This window comes from Streptomyces chengmaiensis (assembly GCF_029846775.1).
Lineage (GTDB): Bacteria > Actinomycetota > Actinomycetes > Streptomycetales > Streptomycetaceae > Streptomyces > Streptomyces chengmaiensis.
Window position 1 is genome coordinate 120,462 of the sequence record NZ_JARWBG010000015.1, and the last position, 20,439, is coordinate 140,900.

The 20,439-nt window shown below is 69.9% G+C and carries 17 protein-coding genes, 1 rRNA gene, 1 pseudogene and 1 riboswitch; of the genes and pseudogenes, 4 read left to right on the plus strand and 15 right to left on the minus strand.

All coding sequences use genetic code 11. The annotated features are described in order from the left end of the window. Positions 1 to 46 precede the first annotated feature (46 nt). Entirely contained in the window at positions 47 to 667 is a 621-nt protein-coding gene (locus QCN29_RS15475; protein WP_240136226.1) for a PadR family transcriptional regulator, read from the minus strand. A 135-nt stretch (positions 668 to 802) separates the two neighbouring features. Between QCN29_RS15475 and QCN29_RS15480 the strand changes: the two genes are divergently transcribed. Then, complete coding sequence (locus tag QCN29_RS15480; protein WP_279928606.1) at positions 803 to 1,624, plus strand: PhzF family phenazine biosynthesis protein; 822 nt, start codon at positions 803 to 805, stop codon at positions 1,622 to 1,624. A gap of 60 nt (positions 1,625 to 1,684) precedes the next feature. On the opposite strand, the gene QCN29_RS15485 is transcribed toward QCN29_RS15480, so the two are convergent. Next, positions 1,685 to 2,464: a CPBP family intramembrane glutamic endopeptidase gene (locus QCN29_RS15485; protein WP_240136222.1), complete on the minus strand. Its 780-nt coding sequence runs from the start codon at positions 2,462 to 2,464 to the stop codon at positions 1,685 to 1,687. 361 nt (positions 2,465 to 2,825) lie between these two features. Continuing rightward, positions 2,826 to 4,319: a glutamate--cysteine ligase gene (locus QCN29_RS15490; RefSeq protein WP_279928609.1), complete on the minus strand. Its 1,494-nt coding sequence runs from the start codon at positions 4,317 to 4,319 to the stop codon at positions 2,826 to 2,828. 498 nt (positions 4,320 to 4,817) lie between these two features. On the opposite strand from QCN29_RS15490, the gene QCN29_RS15495 reads away from it, so the two are divergent. Both QCN29_RS15495 and QCN29_RS15500 read left to right on the plus strand, forming a co-directional pair. Then, a complete protein-coding gene (locus QCN29_RS15495) occupies positions 4,818 to 5,417 on the plus strand; it encodes a hypothetical protein (RefSeq protein WP_279928610.1) in 600 nt (199 codons plus the stop codon). A 310-nt stretch (positions 5,418 to 5,727) separates the two neighbouring features. Then, on the plus strand, positions 5,728 to 5,934 hold the full coding sequence (locus QCN29_RS15500; protein ID WP_279928628.1) for a DUF5999 family protein: 207 nt from the start codon (positions 5,728 to 5,730) through the stop codon (positions 5,932 to 5,934). A 108-nt stretch (positions 5,935 to 6,042) separates the two neighbouring features. Here the strand turns inward: QCN29_RS15500 and gcvP are convergent. Further along, positions 6,043 to 8,972, minus strand: a pseudogene (gcvP, locus tag QCN29_RS15505) (aminomethyl-transferring glycine dehydrogenase). Between the two features lie 183 nt (positions 8,973 to 9,155). Continuing rightward, positions 9,156 to 9,254, minus strand: a riboswitch (glycine riboswitch). 113 nt (positions 9,255 to 9,367) lie between these two features. Between gcvP and QCN29_RS15510 the strand changes: the two are divergent. After that, positions 9,368 to 9,745 (plus strand): PRC-barrel domain-containing protein, encoded by a 378-nt coding sequence (locus tag QCN29_RS15510; RefSeq protein WP_279928612.1) that lies wholly within the window; start codon positions 9,368 to 9,370, stop codon positions 9,743 to 9,745. Here the strand turns inward: QCN29_RS15510 and QCN29_RS15515 are convergent. The 11 genes from QCN29_RS15515 to rrf form a co-directional block, all read right to left on the minus strand. Further along, positions 9,733 to 11,202 (minus strand): DNA polymerase IV, encoded by a 1,470-nt coding sequence (locus QCN29_RS15515; protein ID WP_279928613.1) that lies wholly within the window; start codon positions 11,200 to 11,202, stop codon positions 9,733 to 9,735. The two genes, QCN29_RS15510 and QCN29_RS15515, sit on opposite strands and share 13 nt — an antisense overlap. A 110-nt stretch (positions 11,203 to 11,312) precedes the next feature. Then, on the minus strand, positions 11,313 to 11,924 hold the full coding sequence (locus QCN29_RS15520) for a MerR family transcriptional regulator (protein ID WP_279928615.1): 612 nt from the start codon (positions 11,922 to 11,924) through the stop codon (positions 11,313 to 11,315). A 262-nt stretch (positions 11,925 to 12,186) separates the two neighbouring features. Then, entirely contained in the window at positions 12,187 to 12,660 is a 474-nt protein-coding gene (locus tag QCN29_RS15525) for a bifunctional nuclease family protein (protein ID WP_006123076.1), read from the minus strand. A gap of 53 nt (positions 12,661 to 12,713) precedes the next feature. Next, complete coding sequence (gene ftsR, locus QCN29_RS15530) at positions 12,714 to 13,463, minus strand: transcriptional regulator FtsR (RefSeq protein ID WP_279928617.1); 750 nt, start codon at positions 13,461 to 13,463, stop codon at positions 12,714 to 12,716. 26 nt (positions 13,464 to 13,489) lie between these two features. After that, positions 13,490 to 14,437, minus strand: a complete 948-nt coding sequence (locus QCN29_RS15535) for an FHA domain-containing protein (RefSeq protein WP_240136371.1) — start codon at positions 14,435 to 14,437, stop codon at positions 13,490 to 13,492. Positions 14,438 to 14,519: 82 nt separating this feature from the next. After that, positions 14,520 to 15,281 carry a DUF881 domain-containing protein gene (locus QCN29_RS15540; RefSeq protein ID WP_279928631.1) on the minus strand — a complete coding sequence of 254 codons (762 nt, stop codon included), beginning with the start codon at positions 15,279 to 15,281 and terminating at the stop codon, positions 14,520 to 14,522. A gap of 266 nt (positions 15,282 to 15,547) precedes the next feature. Beyond that, positions 15,548 to 15,880: a small basic family protein gene (locus QCN29_RS15545; RefSeq protein ID WP_064068997.1), complete on the minus strand. Its 333-nt coding sequence runs from the start codon at positions 15,878 to 15,880 to the stop codon at positions 15,548 to 15,550. Continuing rightward, positions 15,877 to 16,809 carry a DUF881 domain-containing protein gene (locus QCN29_RS15550; RefSeq protein ID WP_279928620.1) on the minus strand — a complete coding sequence of 311 codons (933 nt, stop codon included), beginning with the start codon at positions 16,807 to 16,809 and terminating at the stop codon, positions 15,877 to 15,879. Before QCN29_RS15550 ends, QCN29_RS15545 begins: the two co-directional genes overlap by 4 nt. A 110-nt stretch (positions 16,810 to 16,919) precedes the next feature. After that, the gene (locus QCN29_RS15555) at positions 16,920 to 19,415 is read right to left on the minus strand and encodes a mannose-1-phosphate guanyltransferase (RefSeq protein WP_279928621.1); all 2,496 of its coding nucleotides are present in this window, start codon (positions 19,413 to 19,415) and stop codon (positions 16,920 to 16,922) included. Positions 19,416 to 19,528: 113 nt separating this feature from the next. Then, entirely contained in the window at positions 19,529 to 20,137 is a 609-nt protein-coding gene (locus QCN29_RS15560; RefSeq protein WP_267246324.1) for a CDP-alcohol phosphatidyltransferase family protein, read from the minus strand. 163 nt (positions 20,138 to 20,300) lie between these two features. Beyond that, positions 20,301 to 20,417: ribosomal RNA gene (gene rrf / locus QCN29_RS15565) — 5S ribosomal RNA — on the minus strand. Positions 20,418 to 20,439: the final 22 nt, after the last annotated feature.

A 20,439-nucleotide genomic window follows, 5' to 3' on the forward strand; every position in this document is an offset into this window, starting at 1 on the left:
CGGGGGTTCGGTGCGCCGGCGCACCGAACCCCCGGACCGCCGGCCGTCAGTGCTCGTCGGCGAGGATGAGATAGAGCTTCTTACGCGCCTCGTTGATCACGGCCACGGCCTTCTGCCGCTGGTCGGCGTCCCCGGTCTTCCATACCTGCCCGAACGCCTCCATCAGACCGAAGCCGGCCTGCCGGATCTCGTTGACCGTCTCCCAGTCGACTCCGCGCCCGGCCTCCTCCCACGGCGCCTCCGGCCCGGATTCGGCCTCGGCCCGGCCGGACTCGGTGAGCGTGAACAGCTTCTTGCCGCCCTCGCTCTCACTGACGATCAGCCCTTCGTCCTCCAGGAGCTGGAGCGTCGGATAGACCGAACCGGGACTGGGCCGCCAGGCCCCGCCGCTGCGCTCAACGATCTCCTGGATCATCTCGTAGCCGTGCATGGACCGGTCCTTCAGCAGCGCCAGGATCGAGGCGCGCACATCACCGCGCCGCGCCCTCCCCCGGCCGCCGCCGCGACCGCGGCCGCCACCGAACGGACCCCCGAAAGGCCCGCCGAACGGCGGCCCGAACGGACCGAAGGCGCCACGCCGCCCCTCGTACTCGCCCCAGCCCTGATGGCCGGGCCCGCAGTGTCCATGCCCGCGGCCATGACCTTGCCCGTGTCCCTGCGAACGCATCACACACTCCTTCCATCGTTGATCTGTCGCGATGCGTCAACGATATATCGGGATAGTTCTTACGACAAACATCGAGGCCAGTGCACCCGGATTGGCCTTGGTCCAGAGCCATGTCCTGCGTCTACCGTCCCCCTCATGCGGATTCGAATCGTCGACGCGTTCACCGACCGGCCCTTCACCGGCAACCCCGCGGGAGTCGTGCTCTTCGGCCCCGACGGCTTCCCCGACGACGCCTGGCTGCAGAGCGTGGCGGCGGAGGTGAATCTCTCCGAGACCGCCTTCGCACATCCCCTGCCGGCCGGCGGCGAGGCCGACTGGGCGCTGCGCTGGTTCACCCCTGTCACCGAGGTCGACATGTGCGGCCATGCGACGCTCGCCACCGCCCATGTGCTGCACTCCGCGGGCGTCGCGACCGGCACGGTGCGGTTCGCCGCGCGCTGCGGCGTCCTGTCCGCCACCGCCCATGACGACGGCACGCTCACCCTGGACTTCCCCACCTCGTCGGTGACCGCGGTGCAGATCCCGGACGGCCTGTCCCAGGCGCTCGGCGCAAAGGTGATCTCCGCCCATGGAACCGCCCCGCACGTCGGCGATCTGCTCGTGGAACTGGCCGACGAGGAGACCGTGCGGAGCCTCGCACCGGACCTCGCGGGGCTGACCGCCTTCTCCGAACGTGGCGTGATCGTCACTGCGGCGGCCGCGGACCCGGCCGCCGGCTACGACTTCGTCTCCCGCGGGTTCTTCCCCCTCATGGGCATCGACGAGGACCCCGTCACGGGCAGCGCACACACCGAGCTGGCCCCGTTCTGGTCGGCACGGCTCGGCCGGCACGAGCTGACCGGCCTCCAGGCGTCGGCCCGCTCCGGACTCGTCAGGACCGAACTGCGCGGCGACCGCACCCTGCTGACCGGCCGCGCCGTGACGGTGATCGACGGCGAGCTGCTGACCGTGCCCTGACCGTATGTCCCGTGGGCGTACGGCCTCAATGCCGTACGCCCACGGGGTTCCCGCACCGCGTCAGGCGGTCGGCAGCCAGCTCACCTCGCCCGCCAGGAGCGCGTACCCCACGAACGCCACGATGTCGAGCAGCGCATGGGCGACGACCAGCGGCCCGACCCGCCCCCAACGCCGATACAGCAGCACGAACACCACACCCATGGCCATATTGCCGAGGAAGCCGCCGATCCCCTGGTACAGGTGGTACGAACCGCGCAGAACCGAGCTCGCGGCCAGCGCGGCCCACGGCGACCACCCCAACTGGTCCAGCCGGCGCAGCAGATAGCCGACGACGATGACTTCCTCCACGATGGAGTTCTGCAGCGCCGAGGCGATCAGGACGGGAAACTTCCACCACACGTCGGGCAGGTTCTCCGGCACGACCGTCAGATTGAAGCCGCCCGCGCGGGCACCCAGGTAGAGGGCGAGCCCGGTGCTGCCGATGCCCGCGGCGATCAGGACGCCCCGCCCGAGATCGGAGAAGGGCCGCGCGAAGTCGAAGCCGATGGCGCGCATCCCGGCCCCTTCGCGCAGCAGCAGATGGGCCACGAGCGCCACCGGCACCAGGGCGGTCGCGATGCCGAAGAGCTGCCAGGCCAGGTCGAGCCACGGCCGGCCGGGCGCGTACGAGGTGTTGAGCGTGGCGGCCTGGTCCTTGAGCCCGCCTGGCCGGGTCACCGAACCGATAAAGCTGATCAGCGCCGACACCGCGCTCGCGCCCAGCGAGAGCGCCAGCACCAGGATGGTCTCCTGCGTCAGGATCCGTCGACGGACGCCGTCGTGAAGAGAAGTCTCAGCCACCCGTCCCGCCGCTCTCAGCCGCACACGTGCCTCCGTAGGGTAGTCCCGTACCGGTTCCCCGTGAGGTCACAGCTTGCCCGACGGCGGCGCGGACCACTCCGCCGGGTGCGGCGAATCCGCGGCCGGGGTCTTCTCCCCCGGCCCGCCCCTTCCCGTGACCGGGGCTCCGCCCCGGAACCCGCGCCCGCGGGGCTGGAATCCGGCTGCATCGCATCCCAGCCCGTCTGGGGACACCTCCCGGGCAAAGCCCGGGGGAGGTCTGCGACACGGCCCAAGGCCGTACCCGGGGTGTGGGGGTATACGAGCGCCTGCCCCCGGCTTGCGGGAGGGGGCGGGGCGGGATTACGCCCCCGGGAACGGCCTACGGCGGACCGGCGGGCCAGGAGTGCACGGGCTCCCCCTCCTGTGCCAGCGCGCAGTAGCGCCGGGTCACGGCCGCCAGCGCGGCCTCCCGTTCAAGCCCGGCCTCGAGCGCGCGGTAGTAGCACTCCGTCTGCCAGGACGCCCCGTTGATCCGCCGTCGGCAGCGCTCCTCTATGACGCCCAGATACAGATCGCGGTCGGCGGACTCGACGTTCCAGGCGTCGAGGCCCGCGGCCGCGAGCGGCAGCAGCTCGTCGCGTACGAGCTTGACGGCGGGCACCGTGGTGACGCCTCCGCCCCGGCCGGGACGCGGCCAGCGCAGCTCCGCGTCGATGCCGTGCCGGCATGCGAGATCGAAGTTCTCGGCCGCGGCGGCGAAGGGCAGCCGGTGCCACACCGGCCGCGACTCGTCGGCGAGGGCGCGCACCAGGCCGTAGTAGAAGGCCGCGTTGGCGATGACGTCGGTGACCGTGGGCCCCGCGGGCAGCACCCGGTTCTCGACCCGCAGATGGGGGACTCCGTCGACCACTCCGTACACCGGACGGTTCCAGCGGTAGACGGTGCCGTTGTGCAGGGCGAGTTCATGCAGCTTCGGCACGCCTCCCGCCTCGATGACCCGCAGCGGCTCCTCCTCGTCGCAGATCGGCAGGAGTGCGGGGAAGTAGCGCAGATTCTCCTCGAACAGCTCGTACGGGGATGTCACCCAGCGCTCGCCGAACCAGGTCCTGGGGCGCACACCCTGGGCCTGGAGTTCGGGCGGACGGGTGTCGGTCGCCTGCAGGAACAGCGGCGGGCGGGACTCGCGCCACAGCTCCCGGCCGAACAGAAAGGGCGAGTTGGCCCCCATCGCTATCTGCACGGCGGCCACCGCCTGGGCCGCGTTCCACACATCCGGGAAACGCGTCGGCGTGACCTGGAGGTGGAGCTGTACGGAGGTGCAGGCGGCTTCGGGGGCGATCGACGTCGCGGTACAGCTCAGCCGCTCGACTCCGGCGATGTCGAGCGCGAAGTCCTCACCGCGCGCGGTGACGATCTGATCGTTGAGCAGTGTGTACCGGTCGGATTCCGAGAGGTTCGCGGACACGAGATCGTGCTGGGCGAGGGTGGGCAGAATGCCGATCATCACAATTCCCGCGCCGAGTTCCACGGCCTTGCGGTGGGCGTATCCAAGACCTGTGCGCAACTCCTCGGCAAGCTGGTCGAGAACGCGTCCCACGAGCCGGTGGGGCACGATGTTCACTTCGAGATTGAACATCCCCAGCTCGGTCTGGAAATCCTGGCTTGCGATGCGCTCCAGCACTTGGGCATTCATCATCCTCGGCATGCCGTCGGGCCCCGCCAGATTCAGCTCGATCTCGAGTCCCATGAGATTCCGGGGGCGGTCGAACCTCTTCTGGGCCAGCAGTCTGCCGAGCCCCTCGAGGCAGTCATGCAGCTTCCGCCGGTACATATGCCGATCGTGCAGGTCGCATCCCTCGACCTTCTCACCCATCGAAGCGTCCCTCCCCGAGTGGGCAGCCACGCGGCACAGGCCGCTCGCGTCACGGACGATAATGCCCAGACTGACTGATCGATAACGCCCCGCGGAAGGCCGGCGGACGGTAGGCTGGAAGAAGGGATCAGAGGGCACATTCCAGTGGCATGGCAGGAAGTGCACATATCGACGCCGGATGCCAAGTGAATTGCGCCGGTTGATTTCGGCCTACCACGCCGGAGAGTACTTTGCAGGCCACCGTGCAGATGCCTTCTCAGAATCCACAGAAACAGCACATTCTGCAGGCCGGATTCCGCCTTGCCCGCAATATGCGCAGGCGCTAGCCGAAACACCCTGTGAACACGTGTCGTATAAACTTCGCGAACGAGGCAGAGAGTTGGCGTCCCGCCGAGGGCCCGATGGCTCTTTCCGGCCCCCTCTGACCCCGCACTCCGACAGCGCCGTCCGAACGTGCCCCCCGCTCCACCGTGTCTCCGACGTGAGAGGCGACCCACCATGCCGCTGCACATCCCCCCGGCCCCCGCCCCCGCCCTGCGCAGCGTCCTCGCGGCACTCGGCTCCCCAACCGCCGTCCGCGAGGACCGCACTCCCGCCCTACGGTCCGCCCAAGGGCCGCTGACGCCCGAACTCCCCCTTCCCGTACACGTCCTGGACCAGATCACCCCGGCCGGGCGCACCCCCTGCACCCGCCTCGCCGGATGGCGTTTCCTCATCCGCGGCGGCGGACGCGCCGTGGCCGCCGCGGAGACCATGCTGACGCCCGACGGCTGGGTGTTCTCCCACTTCTTCGAAGGGCCCTACCTCGGCTCCACCGAGCGCGCCCTGCAGCAGGCCGAATCCATGGCCGGGTCCATGGGGACGTCCTTCCAGCCGCGGCTGCTGTCCGTGCCGGAGCTGTACATGCTCACCCTGTGGCTCCACCGGGACACGGAAGCCGACGCCTCGGCAGGAGTGCCCGCGCCCACGGACGTCCTGGTGCCGCTCGCCCCGGCCCCGCCGGGCATCGCGGCTCACCGGCCCCGCCGAGTGGCGGATCTGCTGCCGGTGATGACGCTCCGGCTCACCCCGGGGCCGCTGCTCGGCCAGACCGCCTGACCGCCTCCTTGTGCGCCCCGCGGCCCGAGCGGCCGCGGGGCGCGCGACTGGCCCGTGACCCGCCGCTGCGGGACGGCGAATGACTAGCCCGTACCGGCCACTGCGAACCATCCGAAAGGACAGTGCAGTTGAACTGAACCGTCCGCGCGGGTGACACGTCCCTATGCAGTAGGAAGCGCTGTCGCGAAATCCCTGCGGATTGACGCCCGTGGGGCAACACTGGGAGCAGACCGACACACACACGGGGGACGGCATGAACAGCTCCGAGATCCGCAGCACAGACATCACACCGCAGCGAAAGATCCCCGCCATGTGCCAGCACCAACCGCCCTGTCCGTCAGCCGACTCCGCCGACCGCGAGGCGGCACGACTCGTCGCACACCACCCGGAGCAGGGGTGGAGCCTGTTGTGCAACGGCGTGCTGCTGTTCGAGGACACCGGTGAACTGCTGCCGGACGGGCAGATCATCGCACCGCACCGGCCGCTGGCGGCGGGCACGGTGATGACGGCCGCCTGAGCGGACCGCCGTCGAAGGCGGGCGGAAGACCGGCGGGGCCGGCCCGGAGAGTTCAGTTCTCCGGGCCGGCCCCGCCGTACGGGCTGCGACTGCCGCGTGCGCGCCGCGTCAGCCGTCGTACTCCTCCAGCGGGGGGCAGGAGCAGACCAGGTTGCGGTCGCCGAACGCGCCGTCGATCCTGCGCACCGGCGGCCAGTACTTGTCCGCGGCGCTCACCCCGGCCGGGAAGACCGCTTCCTCGCNTTGTCCGCGGCGCTCACCCCGGCCGGGAAGACCGCTTCCTCGCGGCTGTACGGGTGCTCCCACGCACCGCCCAGAGCGGCCGCCGTGTGCGGGGCGTTGCGCAGCGGGTTGTCCTCGGCGGGCCACTGGCCGCCGGCGACCTTCTCGACCTCTCCGCGGATCGCGATCATCGTGTCGATGAAGCGGTCGAGTTCGCCCAGGTCCTCGCTCTCGGTCGGCTCGATCATCAACGTCCCGGCGACCGGGAACGACATCGTCGGCGCGTGGAAGCCGTAGTCGATCAGCCGCTTGGCGATGTCGTCGACGCTGACGCCGGTCGCCTTGGAAATCGGCCGCAGGTCGACGATGCACTCGTGGGCGACCAGTCCGGCGGGACCGGTGTAGAGCACCGGGTAGTGCGGCTCGAGGCGCTTGGCGATGTAGTTGGCCGCGAGCACCGCCACCTGGGTGGCGCGCTTGAGGCCTTCCCCGCCCATCAGCCGGACGTACGCCCAGGAGATCGGCAGGATGCCCGCCGAGCCCCACGGGGCAGCCGAGATCGGGCCGACGCCCGTCTCCGGGCCGGCCGTCGGCTGCAGCGGATGGTTGGGCAGGTACGGGGCGAGGTGGGCGCGCACACCGACGGGGCCGACGCCCGGCCCGCCGCCGCCGTGCGGAATGCAGAAGGTCTTGTGCAGATTCAGATGGGAGACGTCGCCGCCGAACTTGCCCGGCTTGGCCAGCCCGACCAGCGCGTTGAGGTTGGCGCCGTCGACGTACACCTGGCCGCCGGCCTCGTGCACCCGGGCGCAGATGTCGGCGACGTGCTCCTCGAACACGCCGTGCGTGGACGGGTACGTGATCATCAGCACGGCCAGCTCGTCGCGGTACTGCTCGATCTTGGCGCGCAGGTCCGCGACGTCGATCTCGCCGTCGTCGGCGGTCTTCACGACGACGACCTTCATGCCGGCCATCACGGCGCTCGCCGCGTTGGTGCCGTGCGCGGAGGACGGGATGAGGCAGATGGTGCGCTGCTCGTCGCCGCCTGCCCGGTGGTAGGCGCGTACGGCGAGGAGTCCGGCCAGCTCGCCCTGGGAGCCGGCGTTGGGCTGGATGGACACCTTGTCGTAGCCGGTGACCTCGCTGAGACGTTCCTCCAGCTCGTGGATGAGCGTGAGGTAGCCCTGGGCCTGCTCGACGGGGGCGAAGGGGTGCATCTGGCCGAACTCCGGCCAGGTCACCGGTTCCATCTCGGCCGTCGCGTTCAGCTTCATGGTGCAGGAGCCGAGCGGGATCATGCCGCGGTCCAGCGCGTAGTCGCGGTCGGCGAGCCGGCGCAGATAGCGCAGCATCGCGGTCTCGGAGCGGTGCTCGTGGAAGACGGGGTGGGTGAGGTACTCGTCACCGCGCAGCAGGGCGGCCGGCAGCCGGTCCCCGGCCGTGGCGTCCAGCGCCTCCACGTCGGCTGCCACGCCGAAGGCGGACCAGACGGCGTCGAGGTGGGCGCGGCGGGTGGTCTCGTCGCAGGCCAGGGAGACCTGGTCGGCGTCGACGAGGCGGAGGTTGACGCCCGCCTCGCGGGCGGCGGCGGCGACCTCGGCGGCGCGGCCGGGGACCCTGGCGGTGAGGGTGTCGAAGAACTCGCCGTGGACGACCTCGACGCCGCCTGCCGTCAGGCCTTCGGCGAGGAGGGCGGCGTACCGGTGGGTGCGCCGGGCGATGGTCCGCAGGCCCTCGGGGCCGTGGTAGACCGCGTACATGCCGGCCATCACGGCGAGCAGCACCTGGGCGGTGCAGATGTTGCTGGTGGCCTTCTCTCGGCGGATGTGCTGCTCGCGGGTCTGCAGCGCCAGCCGGTAGGCCTTGTCGCCGTCCGCGTCCACGGAGACGCCGACGAGGCGTCCGGGCAGGCTGCGGGCGAACTTCTCCCGGACGGCCATGTAGCCGGCGTGTGGGCCGCCGAAGCCCATGGGGACGCCGAAGCGCTGGGTGGTGCCGACCGCGATGTCCGCGCCCAGTTCGCCGGGCGAGGTGAGCAGCGTCAGCGCCAGCAGGTCGGCGGCGACGGTGACGATCGCGCCGAGTTCCCGGGCCTGAGCGATCACCGGCCGCAGATCGCGGACCGCGCCGGAGGCGCCCGGGTACTGGAGCAGCACGCCGAAGACGCCGCGCTCGGCGATCCCGGCCGGGATGCCGTTGCTCAGATCGGCGGCGACGATCTCTACGCCGGTCGGTTCGGCGCGGGTCTTCAGGACCGCGAGGGTCTGCGGCAGGGTGTCCGCGTCGACCAGGAAGACGCCGTCCTTGACCTTTCCGACGCGGCGGGCGAGCGACATCGCCTCGGCGGCAGCGGTGCCCTCGTCGAGCAGCGACGCGCCGGAGGTGGGCAGGCCGGTCAGATCGGCGACCATCGTCTGGAAGTTCAGCAGCGCCTCGAGGCGGCCCTGCGAGATCTCCGGCTGGTACGGGGTGTACGCGGTGTACCAGGCCGGGTTCTCCATGACGTTGCGCAGGATCACCGGCGGGGTGAAGGTGCCGTAGTAGCCCAGGCCGATCATGGGCGTAAGGACCTTGTTCCGGTCCGCGAGGGCGCGCAGCTCGGCCAGCACCTCGGCCTCGGTGCGGGCGCCTGGGAGGTTCAGCGCCTCCGCGCTCTTGATGACGTCGGGCACGGCGGCGGCGGTCAGCTCGTCGAGGGAGCCATAGCCGACCTGGGCCAGCATCTTGGCCTGGGCCTCGGCGTCGGGTCCGATGTGGCGCTGCTCGAAGGGGGTGCCGCGCTCCAGCTGGGAGAGCGGAATCCGGTTGGCGGTCATGAAGGAGGCCTCCTGGTCTGACACGACCTGCGAGGGGCATCGCGGCACGGATGCCCGGACGGCCCTCCCCCTCTGTCATCTCAACCTGAGAGCTTCACCGGCTCGCCCGTGTCCGGGCGCACCGGCTTTCACCGTCGGTGAGAGCGGATGCCGTCCGACGTCCGCCCTTCTTTCCAGAGTGACCTCGTCCGCGCGGTACCGGTTGCCTGAGAGATTCCGGGGAGGATTTGCTCCTTCGGCGCCGCCGGCGGTTTCACCGGCGGACTCTCCCGCGCGGGGTCAGCAGCCGCTTGCCAGCGTACCAGCGCGGTCCCTCGCCGATCGCTCAAGTGGCCGACACCCCGAATTTGCCGTTGTGTAGTGGTAGCGAGCAGTTGCGACCTGTTGGAGGGACCGTGCAGACCGATATCGATCCGCGCAGCCTGATCGGGCGCAAGGCGTACGACCGCGACGGCGCCAAGATCGGGACAGTGGACGAGGTGTATCTGGACGATGCGACGGGCGAGCCCGAGTGGGCCGCCGTGCGCACGGGTCTGTTCAGCCGCGACGCGTTCGTCCCGCTGGAGCCGAGCGAGGTGGTCGGCGACAGCCTGCACGTCCCCTATGAACGCTCCCTGATCAAGGACGCCCCGGATTTCGGCGTCGGCCGCCACCTCTCCCCCGAGCAGGAGCTCCAGCTCTACCACCACTACGGCCTCCACCTCGCGGGCCCTCCACAGCCGCCGCCCTCGGGCGACCGCTCCTTCGGCCGCGTGGCGGGTCAGGACGACTGACAAGGGGTCTTCGCGCCGCACCCGGCGCCCGGCTGCCCGGGCAGACCGTCCCTCGGGGGCGTGCCCGGCTCCGGTGAGGACGGCCGGAGCAGCGGAAGCGGCTCCGCCGGCGTCAGCTCGGGGTCGTCGACCGCGAACGTCCGCACCCGCCCGGGCTGCGACCACGGCTCCTCGAAGCGCACGGTCACCCGCCCGAGGCCGCTGCCCTGCACCCACCCCGCCCCGTAACGCGCATGGCGCACGTCATGCCCTGCCAGCCAGCGCCGCTCGGCAGGCGGCTCCGGCTCGGGCTTCGGCTCCGCGGCCTCGTTTCGCCCCTGCGGGGCCGCAGACGCCTCCGCCACGCCCGGTCCTGCAGCTCCCGCTTCTCCCTCGTGTTCCCCGGCCGCCGCCTGGGCGAAGAGGTCCTCCTGGGTGTAGTCGGCCAGGCCGCTGACGCCCACACCCAGCAGCCGCACGCCCCCGGTCGTGTCCACGGACTCCAGCAGCCGCGCGGCGGCCTCCCGCACCACCGCCGGGTCGTCCGTCGGCCCGCGCAGCGTCTCTGAGCGGGTGAGCGTCGAAAAATCGAATCTGCGGACTTTCAGCACAACGGTCCGCCCGGACCGCCCGGCGGCCCGGAGCCGGTGCACGCACCGCTCCGCGAGCCGCTCCACCTCGCCGCGCACCCGCACCCGGTCGTGCAGGTCCACATCGAACGTGTCCTCGACCGACACCGACTTCGCATCGCGCTCCGCCACCACGGGCCGGTCGTCGTGCCCCAGCGCCATATGGTGCAGCGCGGTCCCGTGCGCCTTGCCCACCAGGCGCACCAGTTCGTCCTCGCCGGCCTCCGCCAGATCCGCGACCGTCGTCATTCCGGCGCGCCGCAGATGCTCGCCCGTCGCGGGCCCGACCCCCGGCAGCGTCCGCACGGACAGGGGCCCGAGCAGCTCCCGCTCCGTGCCCGGTTCGATGAGCAGCAGGCCGTCCGGTTTCGCCTGCTCGGAAGCGATCTTCGCCAGCATCTTGGAGCCGGCCAGACCGACCGAGCCGGTCAGCCCGGTGACCCGGCGGATATCAGCGCGCAGCCGCTCCCCCGCCGCCTGCGCCGACGCGCTGTCGTCCGCGCTGCCGCCGGCTTCGAGGTCAACGAACGCCTCGTCCAGACTCAGCGGCTCCACCAGTGGCGACAGCGTCGCCAGCAACTCCATCACCTGTTCGCTGACCGCGCGGTACAGGGAGAAGCGGGGCACCAGATACGCGGCGTTCGGCGCGAGCCGCCTGGCCTGGGCCATCGGCATCGCCGAGTGCACGCCGAAGCGTCGCGCCTCGTAGGAGGCGGTGGCGACGACCCCCCGCGGACCGAGTCCTCCCACCACCACCGGCTTGCCGCGCAGACTCGGCTTCGCCGCCTGCTCGGCCGAGGCGTAGAAGGCATCCATGTCCAGATGCAGAATCGTCGGCGCGGTTCTCACACCATCGATGCTGCCCTACACCACTGACAACAACGTCACACCAACGACAACAACGTCCGACGACGGCGTCCACGCCGTCGTCGGCGTCCGCAAGGGGGCTCCGCCGGACGTCAGACCGCCCGGTCGCGTCTGCGCCTGGCCAGCTCATCGGCCGGATTGTGCCCGACCAGCGTCTCGCCCGTGTCGACCCGCTCCCCGTGGAGCTGGGAGAGCGCGGCCTCCACGTCCCTCCACACCACGCCCACGGCGATGCCGAAGACGCCCTGGCCGCCCCGGAGCAGATCGACGACCTCGTCGGGTGAGGAGCACTCGTACACCGTCGCCCCGTCGCTCATCAGCGTCATGCGCTCCAGGTCGCGAAAGCCGCGATCACGCAGATGCCGGACCGCGGCCCTGATGTTCTGCAGGCCGACACCGGTGTCCAGAAAACGCTTGACGATCTTCAGGACGACGACGTCGCGAAAGCTGTAGAGGCGCTGGGTGCCCGATCCGTACGCAGGCCGCACGCTGGGCTCGACCAGTCCGGTGCGGGCCCAGTAGTCCAGCTGCCGATAGGTGATGCCCGCCGCGGCGCACGCGGTGGGACCCCGATAGCCGATGGTGTCCGTCGCGGGGTCGACGGCATCGGCGCCGGTCGCGCCGTCGTGAAGCGGATACGGCCCGCTCTCCCCCGGACTGCGTCCGGGGCCGCCCCCAGCCGTACCGTCGCCGCTGCTTCTCACGCCGACCTCCGTCCTTGACCTGCCATCTCGACGGTAGGGAGTCGCCAGGGGTGCGTCAACGATCGCCACACTCGCCACGCCGAGTGATAATCACCCTGAGAGTGGTTTTCCGTACCCCAAGTCAGGGAATACGTGGCCGAATGCGCGGTCGCGCGGCGGGCCCGAAACGTATGCGCCTCAACGGCCCGCGAGATCCGCCTCCGGCCACCCGACAGGCCCTGCCGTACAGGACTCCCGACAGGGTCACCGGCGGCCGGTGCGGTCACTGGCTGTTGGTGCCGAAGTCCTCCGGCGAGATCTGGTCGAGGAACTCGCGGAACTTCTCCACCTCGTCCTCCTGCTCGTCGGGGATGGCGATCCCCGCATCGTCCAGCACGCCGTCACTGCCGTAGATCGGCGTCCCTGTGCGCAGCGCCAGCGCTATGGCGTCGGACGGCCTCGCGCTCACCTCGACGCCGCTGGCGAAGACCAGCTCCGCGTAGAAGACGCCTTCCCGGAGGTCTGTGATGCGCACTTCGGTGAGCTCCTGGCCCACCGCCTCCAGCACGTCCTTGAAGAGGTCGTGCGTCAGAGGCCGGGCAGGAGCCATCCCCTGCTGCGCGAAGGCGATGGCGGTCGCCTCCCCTGGTCCGATCCAGATGGGGAGGTACCGGTCGCCTCCCACTTCCCGCAGGAGCACGATCGGTTGGTTCGAGGGCATTTCAACCCGGACACCCACAACGTCGAGCTCGTTCACACAGTAACCCTAGGACGTGCTCGGCAGGTTTGGATAGTCGGGCCCTCACAAGATCAGTGAAGCCTTACCCCGAGCGCGCTCTGGACAAGGGCCGCATGGAGCCGCACCGACAGCGCCGCCAGCTCCCTGGCGGTGGCCTCCGCATGCGCTCTGGTCTGCGGATTCCGGTGCCGCCGCAGCGGGGCGACCACTTGTTCGACCAGTCCGGCCTCCCGGTCCGCTGCGGCCTTCATGGCGCGAAGATGCCGCGGCTCCAGTCCGAATCTGCCCAGATCCGCGATCAGCCGCGCCACCGTGACCGACCCGGCGTCGCAGCCGCCGTCCTCATCCGGGGTGATCAGCCCGTACGAGACCCATTCGTCCAGCTCTTCGTCGCTCACCTCGGCGGCGGCGAGCAGTTCGGCACGGCCGACCCGGGCGGCCGTGGGCCGTGCCGCCTCGTCCGCCCGCCAGGCCTCCCCGTCGAGCAGCTCGCGCGGCGCGGCCGGTGCCGGCAGCCGTACCTCCTCGCCGCGGCTCTGCGCCTCGAGATGCTCGCGGATGACCTTCAGAGGAAGATAGTGATCACGCTGCATACGCAGCACCTGCGCGAGCCGCTCCACGTCCTCCGGGGTGAACTTGCGGTACCCCGACGGTGTGCGCTGCGGCTCCACCAGCCCTTCCGCCTCCAGAAACCGGATCTTGGAGATGGTGACCTCGGGGAACTCCTCACGTAGCCGCCCGAGCACCGTGCCGATGCTCATCAGCCGGTCGGACCCGGCGGCGGCGCCGTTCCCGGCGCCGCCCGTGGGTGTTCGCAGCATGTGCCTTCCCTGACGGGTTTGACGGGTTACACGCCCCGCTGGCTCCCGTAGAAGACCAGCCGGTACTTGCCGATCTGGACCTCGTCGCCGTTCGACAGAAGCACGGAGTCGATCCGCTCGCGATTGACATAGGTGCCGTTGAGGCTGCCGACATCCGCGACGCTGAAGCGCCCCTCGGCATCCCTGCGGAACTCGACATGGCGCCGGGACACCGTCACGTCGTCGAGGAAGATGTCGCTCTGCGGATGGCGCCCGGCGGTGGTCAGCTCGCTGTCCAGCAGGAAGCGGCTGCCCGAGTTCGGCCCGCGCCGCACCACCAGCAGCGCCGAGCCGGGAGGCAGGGCGTCGACGGCGGCCTGGGCCTCGGGCGACAGGGACGGCAGCGCCGTCTGCCCGGTCATCTCGGAGTCGTATGCCTCGAGGCCGGAGATGGAGATCGTCGACGTCGTCTCCGAGGCGCGCTCCGCCGGCACGCCTCCGCGCAGCGGCGCGCCGCAGTTGGAGCAGAAGCGGCTGGCCTCGGCATTGCGGTGCCCGCACCTGGTGCAAACCGGCAGAGCCGACATGGACGGGTCCTCCTGCCGCGGCGCGGCCGCGTGGGGATTGGTCGCATACGGGTCGGCGGCGAACTCTCCACCCGTACCCGAGCTTGACGGTTCACCGAAACCTATGCGTCCGGCACCGGCAGGGTCAACAGACGACGCGCCCGGCCCGCCCGAAATGTCACCGCCCCCATTGACCTCGTCCCGGAAGAGCGGCCGCTCTCCGCCCTGCTCATCCGTCTGGCCATGGCGCGGTGCGCGATGCCTGGCGCTGCCGCCTTCTTCGCGGGCGCTCTTGCCGAACAACTTCCCAAACAACTTCACGGGCGTTTCCCCTTGACCGAAATAGACCCGCCCGTGGGGCAGGACGAACTCCCGACGAACACACCTGCCGACCCGGACACCCTCACAACGTCCGTATCCACCCGACAGTTTCCACCACGCACCACTTGTGTGATGCGGCGACCCCCTGCTACCTCCTGCCCGGCTCCGGAGCCCCCCATGCGCCCCCGGCTCACCGGGACGACGACCGAGCGTAGTCAGGCCGCTTCTCGGGTCGCAAGGCGTCCACAACGATCTTCTCCGACCGTGTCACAGTGGCGGTGGCCTGCTCCTTCTCCAAGGTCTGCACCACTCCGCCCGGGATGTTCAGAGCAGGCTCCAGGTCCTGCGGCTTGCCGATGACCTTGAAGGCGTACGGGGCCGAGACCGGCTTCCCGTCCACCTGTATGGCGCCGCCGCGCCCGGAGAGATACGTATCAGCTGCCACTCGGACGTCATTGACCTGGATGGCCTCCGCACCGGCAGCACGCAACTCCTGGATGGCGTCCAGCAGTGCGTCGGGCTCGACCGCGCCGAGGGGGTCATCGATGGTGAGCGTGATGCCGGGTCCCTGCGCGGCGACGGTGCCGGCCAGGATCGCCAGCTGCTGCTCCTTCTGCCGCGTCTGCCGACGCGCCTCTTCCGCCTGGTCGGAGCTGTTCTCCAGCTCGGTGCGCTGGTCCTCCAGCCGCTGCTTCTCGTCTTCCAGCCGCTCACTGCGGTTGTCGATCTCGTCGAGGATGCGCACCAGGTCCTCCTGGCGCGCACCGCGCAGCGCACTGCTGTCGCTGGTGGAGCGCACCTGGATGGCCAGGCCGAGCCCGAGGACGAACAGAAGGACGGCGACGGTGAGTTGGGCACGGGTGACGCGCGGCGGCCAGAGCCCTTCCAGCAGCCGCTGCCGGCCCGTCCGCTGGCCCTCGTCCCGGCCGGCCGGGAGCTCAGGCGCGGGCATGGGGGGCTCCTGCGGCCTCTCCGGGCCGGCGCCCCCCTCGTCGGCCTTCGCAGGGTTCTCCTTCGAAAGATCGACGTGGGCCGGCCGCACCGCGGCCCCGCTCTCTCCGGCGTTCTGGGTGTGGCCGGTGTTCTGGGTGTGGCCGGTGTTCTGGGTGTGGCCGGTGTTCTGGGTGTGGCCGGTGTTCTGGGGGCTGCCGGTGTTCCCGTCGAGCGGGCGGTCCCGGTCGCCGTCCCGGCTCTCGTGCTGCTCGCGGTTCATCGGCCTCACGCCCGGAAGACATGCCGCCGGATGGCGGCCGCGTTGGAGAAGATCCGGATGCCCAGCACCACGACGACGCCCGTCGACAGCTGGGCGCCCACGCCCAGTTTGTCGCCGAGGAACACGATCAGGGCGGCCACCACCACGTTCGACAGGAACGAGACGACGAAGACCTTGTCCACGAAGATTCCGTCGAGCATGGCCCGCAGACCGCCGAAGACGGCGTCGAGAGCGGCGACGACCGCGATCGGAAGATAGGGCTCGACGACCGCCGGCACCTCGGGCCGGATGAACAGTCCGACCACGACTCCCACGACGAGGCCCAGTACGGCGATCACGATGTGCCCTTCCCTGTCTCGTCCGCCGCCCGCCCATCGCTGTTCCCGGCGTCGGCGGACTGCGGCTCTGCTGTGCGTACGATCAGGCTGGTCGCCGCCGGCAGGCTCACCCTGTCCTGGTCGGAGATCTTGGACCGGATGCCGAAGCTCTCCTCCAGGACCTGGAGGTACTGCCCGTCGGCGCTGTTCTGGAACGCGGTGCGCAGCCTCTTCCCGTCCCCTACCGCGAGCACCGTGTACGGCGGCACCAGCGGCCTGTTGTCGACCAGTATGGCGTCGCCCGCGGCACGGATCGCCGACAGGGCCGTCAGCCGCTGCCCGTTGATCGCCACGGCCTCGGCCCCGGACTCCCACAGTCCGTTCACGACCCGCTGCATATCGCGGTCGCGCACCCGGCCCGTGTCGGAGAAGCTGCTGCTCTCCCGCGGCCCGCTGCCTCCTTGGTCGGACGACTCGGCATCGTCGACGACCAGCTTCACGCCCGGCCCCTCCACCGCGGTGGCGCCCGACAGCAGCGAAACCAACTCCCCCTGTTCTCCGCCCTGCGTCCGGAGGGCCCTGCGCTGCCGCTCCTCCACCTCGGCGCGGAGGCGCTCCACGCCGGCCTCGAGATCGTCGACCGCCGCGGTCTCGGCCTCCACCCGGTCGATGAGCTCCTCGCGCTCCTTCGCCACGACCGGGGCCGATATCCGCGCCTGGGCCGCGCCCACCGTGACCACGGCGGCGGCCAGCACCAGCCCGGCGGCGAGGCCGAGCTTGGCCCGCAGGGTGCGGGGCAGGCCGCCGCCTTCCGCGTCCCGGCGTGCCGCGGCCTCCGCGTACCCGTCGTCGAGGCTGTGCTCCATGACGTTGGTCAGCAGCGACATCGACGCATCGGGGCGCGTGGGCGGCGCGGAGCCAGTGCTCCGAACGGGGGGCTGCTGCGGCATGCCGCACATCGTCGCACGTCGCAGCCGCTACCGCCGAATGGCCCCTCCGGCACGCCGGAAGCGGCCCCGCGCTCCCCTCCGGCGTACCGGCCTCACCGCTCGGGAAGTCCCTAGCGACCTGCGCTGTCGACGACCGCCGACCAATCGTCGAGCAGGGACTGGGCCGAGGCGTCGTCGGGGCCCTCCGCCCACAGATGGGTGACGGCTTCGGCTGGGTCGGGGAGCACCATCACCCACCGTCCGTCGGCCTCCACCACCCGCACGCCGTCTGTCGTGTCCACATGGCGGTCTCCGGCCGCCTCGACGACCCGGCGCATCACGAGCCCCTTCACCGCCCAGGGGGTCGCCAGGTCCCGCTTGAGCACATGGGCCCGCGGAATCCGCGCATCGATCTGGCTCAGGGTGAGCTGCGTGCGGGCGACCAGTCCGATCAGCCGGACGAAGGCGGCGGCGCCGTCGAAGACGCTGCTGAACTCCGGCACGATGAAGCCGCCCCGGCCGTCGCCGCCGAAGATGGTGCTGTCCTCCCGTCCGACACGCGTCAGATCGTCGGGGGACGTGGTCGTCCACTCCACCTGAGTGCCGTGGTACGCGGCCACCTGCTCGGCGATCCTGGTGGTGGTCACCGGCAGGGCGACCCGCCCGCTGCGCCGCTCGGCGGCCACCAGGTCGAGCATCACCAGAAGTGCGCGGTCGTCCTCGACGATCTTGCCCCCTTCGTCGACCAGGGAGAGCCGCTCGCCTACGGGGTCGAAGCGCACCCCGAAGGCGGCTCGCGCCGAGGCGACGATTTCACCGAGCCGCACCAGCCCGGAGCGCCGGGTCTCGGCCGACTCCGTGGGCCGAGACTCGTCGAGGCCCGGATTGATCGTCAGCGAGTCCACTCCGAGGCGTCCCAAGAGGCTGGGCAGAACGAGTCCGGCGCTGCCGTTGGAGGCGTCGATGACGACCTTCAGCCCCGACTCGGCGATACCCGAAGTGTCCACGTTCCGCAGCAGGGAGCCCGTGTACGAGTCGAAGACACTCGACGGGAAGTGCAGATCGCCGATCTCGCCGGGGAACGCCCGTCGGTACTCCTGGCGGGCGTAGACGCGGTCGAGCTTGCGCTGCCCGGCCTGCGACAGATCCGCGCCGCGCTCGTCGAAGAACATGATGTCCACGGAGTCGGGCACACCCGGCGAGGTGCGGATCATGATGCCGCCGGCGCTGCCACGGGCCGTCTGCTGTCGGGCCACGGGCAGCGGGACGTTCTCCAGGTCGCGTACGTCGATGGCGCTGGCCTGCAGTGCGGAGATCACCGCTCGCTTGAGGGCCCGTGCGCCACGCGAGTGGTCGCGCGCCGTGGTGACCGTGGCCCCCTTCTTCAACGTCGTGGCATATGCCCCGGCCAGCCGCACCGCCAGCTCGGGAGTGATCTCGACATTGAGGATTCCGGAGACGCCGCGGGTTCCGAAGAGATGCGCCTGCCCTCTGGACTCCCAGATGACCGACGTGTTGACGAAGGCGCCGGCCTCGATGGTCTTGAACGGGTAGACCCGCACATTGCCCTGCACGATCGATTCTTCGCCGATGAGGCACTCGTCTCCGATGACGGCGCCGTCCTCGATGCGGGCGGCACGCATCAGGTCGGTGTTCTTGCCGATCACACAGCCGCGCAGATTGCTGTGCTGCCCCACATACACGTTGTCATGGACAACGGCCCTATGAAGGAAGGCACCGCTCTTGACGACGACGTTGGAGCCCACGACCGTGTGCTCACGGATCTCGACATCCGCCTCCACCTTGGCGTAGTCGCCGATGTAGAGGGGTCCGCGGAGTACGGCGTCGGGGTGTACTTCGGCCCCTTCCGCCACCCACACGCCCGGGGAGATCTCGAATCCGTCGATCTCCACGTCGACCTTGCCTTCGAGGACATCCGCCTGCGCCTTGACGTAGCTTTCGTGGGTTCCGACGTCCTCCCAGTAGCCCTCGGCCACATAACCGTAGATCGGCTTGCCTTCCTTCATGAGCTGGGGGAAGACATCGCCCGACCAGTCCACCGGAACGTCCGGCTCGACGTAGTCGAACACCTCGGGCTCCATGACGTAGATGCCCGTGTTCACGGTGTCGGAGAAGACCTGACCCCAGGTCGGCTTCTCCAGGAAGCGTTCGACTTTTCCCTCTTCGTCGACGATGGTGATGCCGAATTCCAGAGGATTCGGCACACGAGTCAGACACACCGTGACAAGGGCGCCCTTCTCCTTGTGGAAGGAGATCAGGTCGGTGAGGTCGAAGTCGGTGAGCGCATCGCCGGAAATGACGAGGAAGGTGTCGTCCTTCAGTGCCTCCTCGGCATTCTTGACACTGCCTGCCGTGCCGAGAGGCTTCTCCTCATTGGCGTAGGTGAGCTCCATTCCGAGCTCTTCGCCATCGCCGAAGTAGTTCTTGACCAGCGACGCGAGAAACTGCACGGTGACGACGGTCTCGTTGAGACCATGCCGTTTGAGCAGCCGAAGCACATGCTCCATGATCGGCCGGTTGGCGACCGGCAGGAGCGGCTTGGGCATGCTCGAGGTCATCGGGCGAAGTCGGGTGCCTTCGCCTCCGGCCATCACGACGGCCTTCATGTCGGAAGCGTCCTCCTTGAAGAGACGACGGTCTAGCCGACTTCGCCCGTCCGGGGAGCTCCTCTGGCGTCATGCGCGGCCGGCGACACTGCACGGCACGAGCATCGACGAGGTCAATCGGCCACTGCGTCCGCCTTGACGAGTCGGCGGACCTGGACCACGTAGAGGATCCCTGCCCACCAATACAGAGTTGTACCCCATCCGGCGAACGCCCATCCGAAAATCGCGGCGAGTGACGAAAGCCACCCCGTCCCATCGCTGAGGAGGAGCAGGGGGAAGGCGTACATGAGGTTGAAGGTGGCCGCCTTGCCGAGGAAGTTCACCTGGGGTGGCGGATAGCCATGGCGGCGGAGGATTCCCACCATCACCAGCAGCATCACTTCCCTCGCCAGCAGAACCACGGTGAGCCAGAGCGGAAGAATTTCCCGCCAGGTGAGCCCGACCAGGGTGGAGAGGATGTACAGCCGGTCCGCGGCGGGGTCCAGGATGCGTCCCAGGCTGCTGATCTGGTTCCAGCGACGGGCGAGCTTGCCGTCGAGATAGTCGCTGACGCCGCTCAGCGCCAGTACCAGAAGCGCCCAGCCGTCGCTCTTCGGCCCGCCGAACTCGGGGCGGAGGATCAGCCACAGGAAGAGCGGGACGCCGAGGAGTCTCGCCATGCTGAGGATGTTGGGGATGGTGAGTACCCGGTCCGTCTGGACCCGAGTCTCCTGGACCTCCACCCGGGGGCCTCCTGTGGGGAACGTGCCTACGATGCCCCCTGACCTTACCGGCAGCCTCGTCGGCATCCTGCGGTGGGGTGCGGCCGTCCACGCCTGGAACTCCTGCAACGCAGAAAGGCCGTAGGCCCCCGGACCAAGTCCAGGAGCCTACGGCCCAATAATTGTTCGGCGGCGTCCTACTCTCCCACAGGGTCCCCCCTGCAGTACCATCGGCGCTGAAAGGCTTAGCTTCCGGGTTCGGAATGTAACCGGGCGTTCCCCTAACGCAATGACCACCGAAACACTATGAAACAATCAAACCA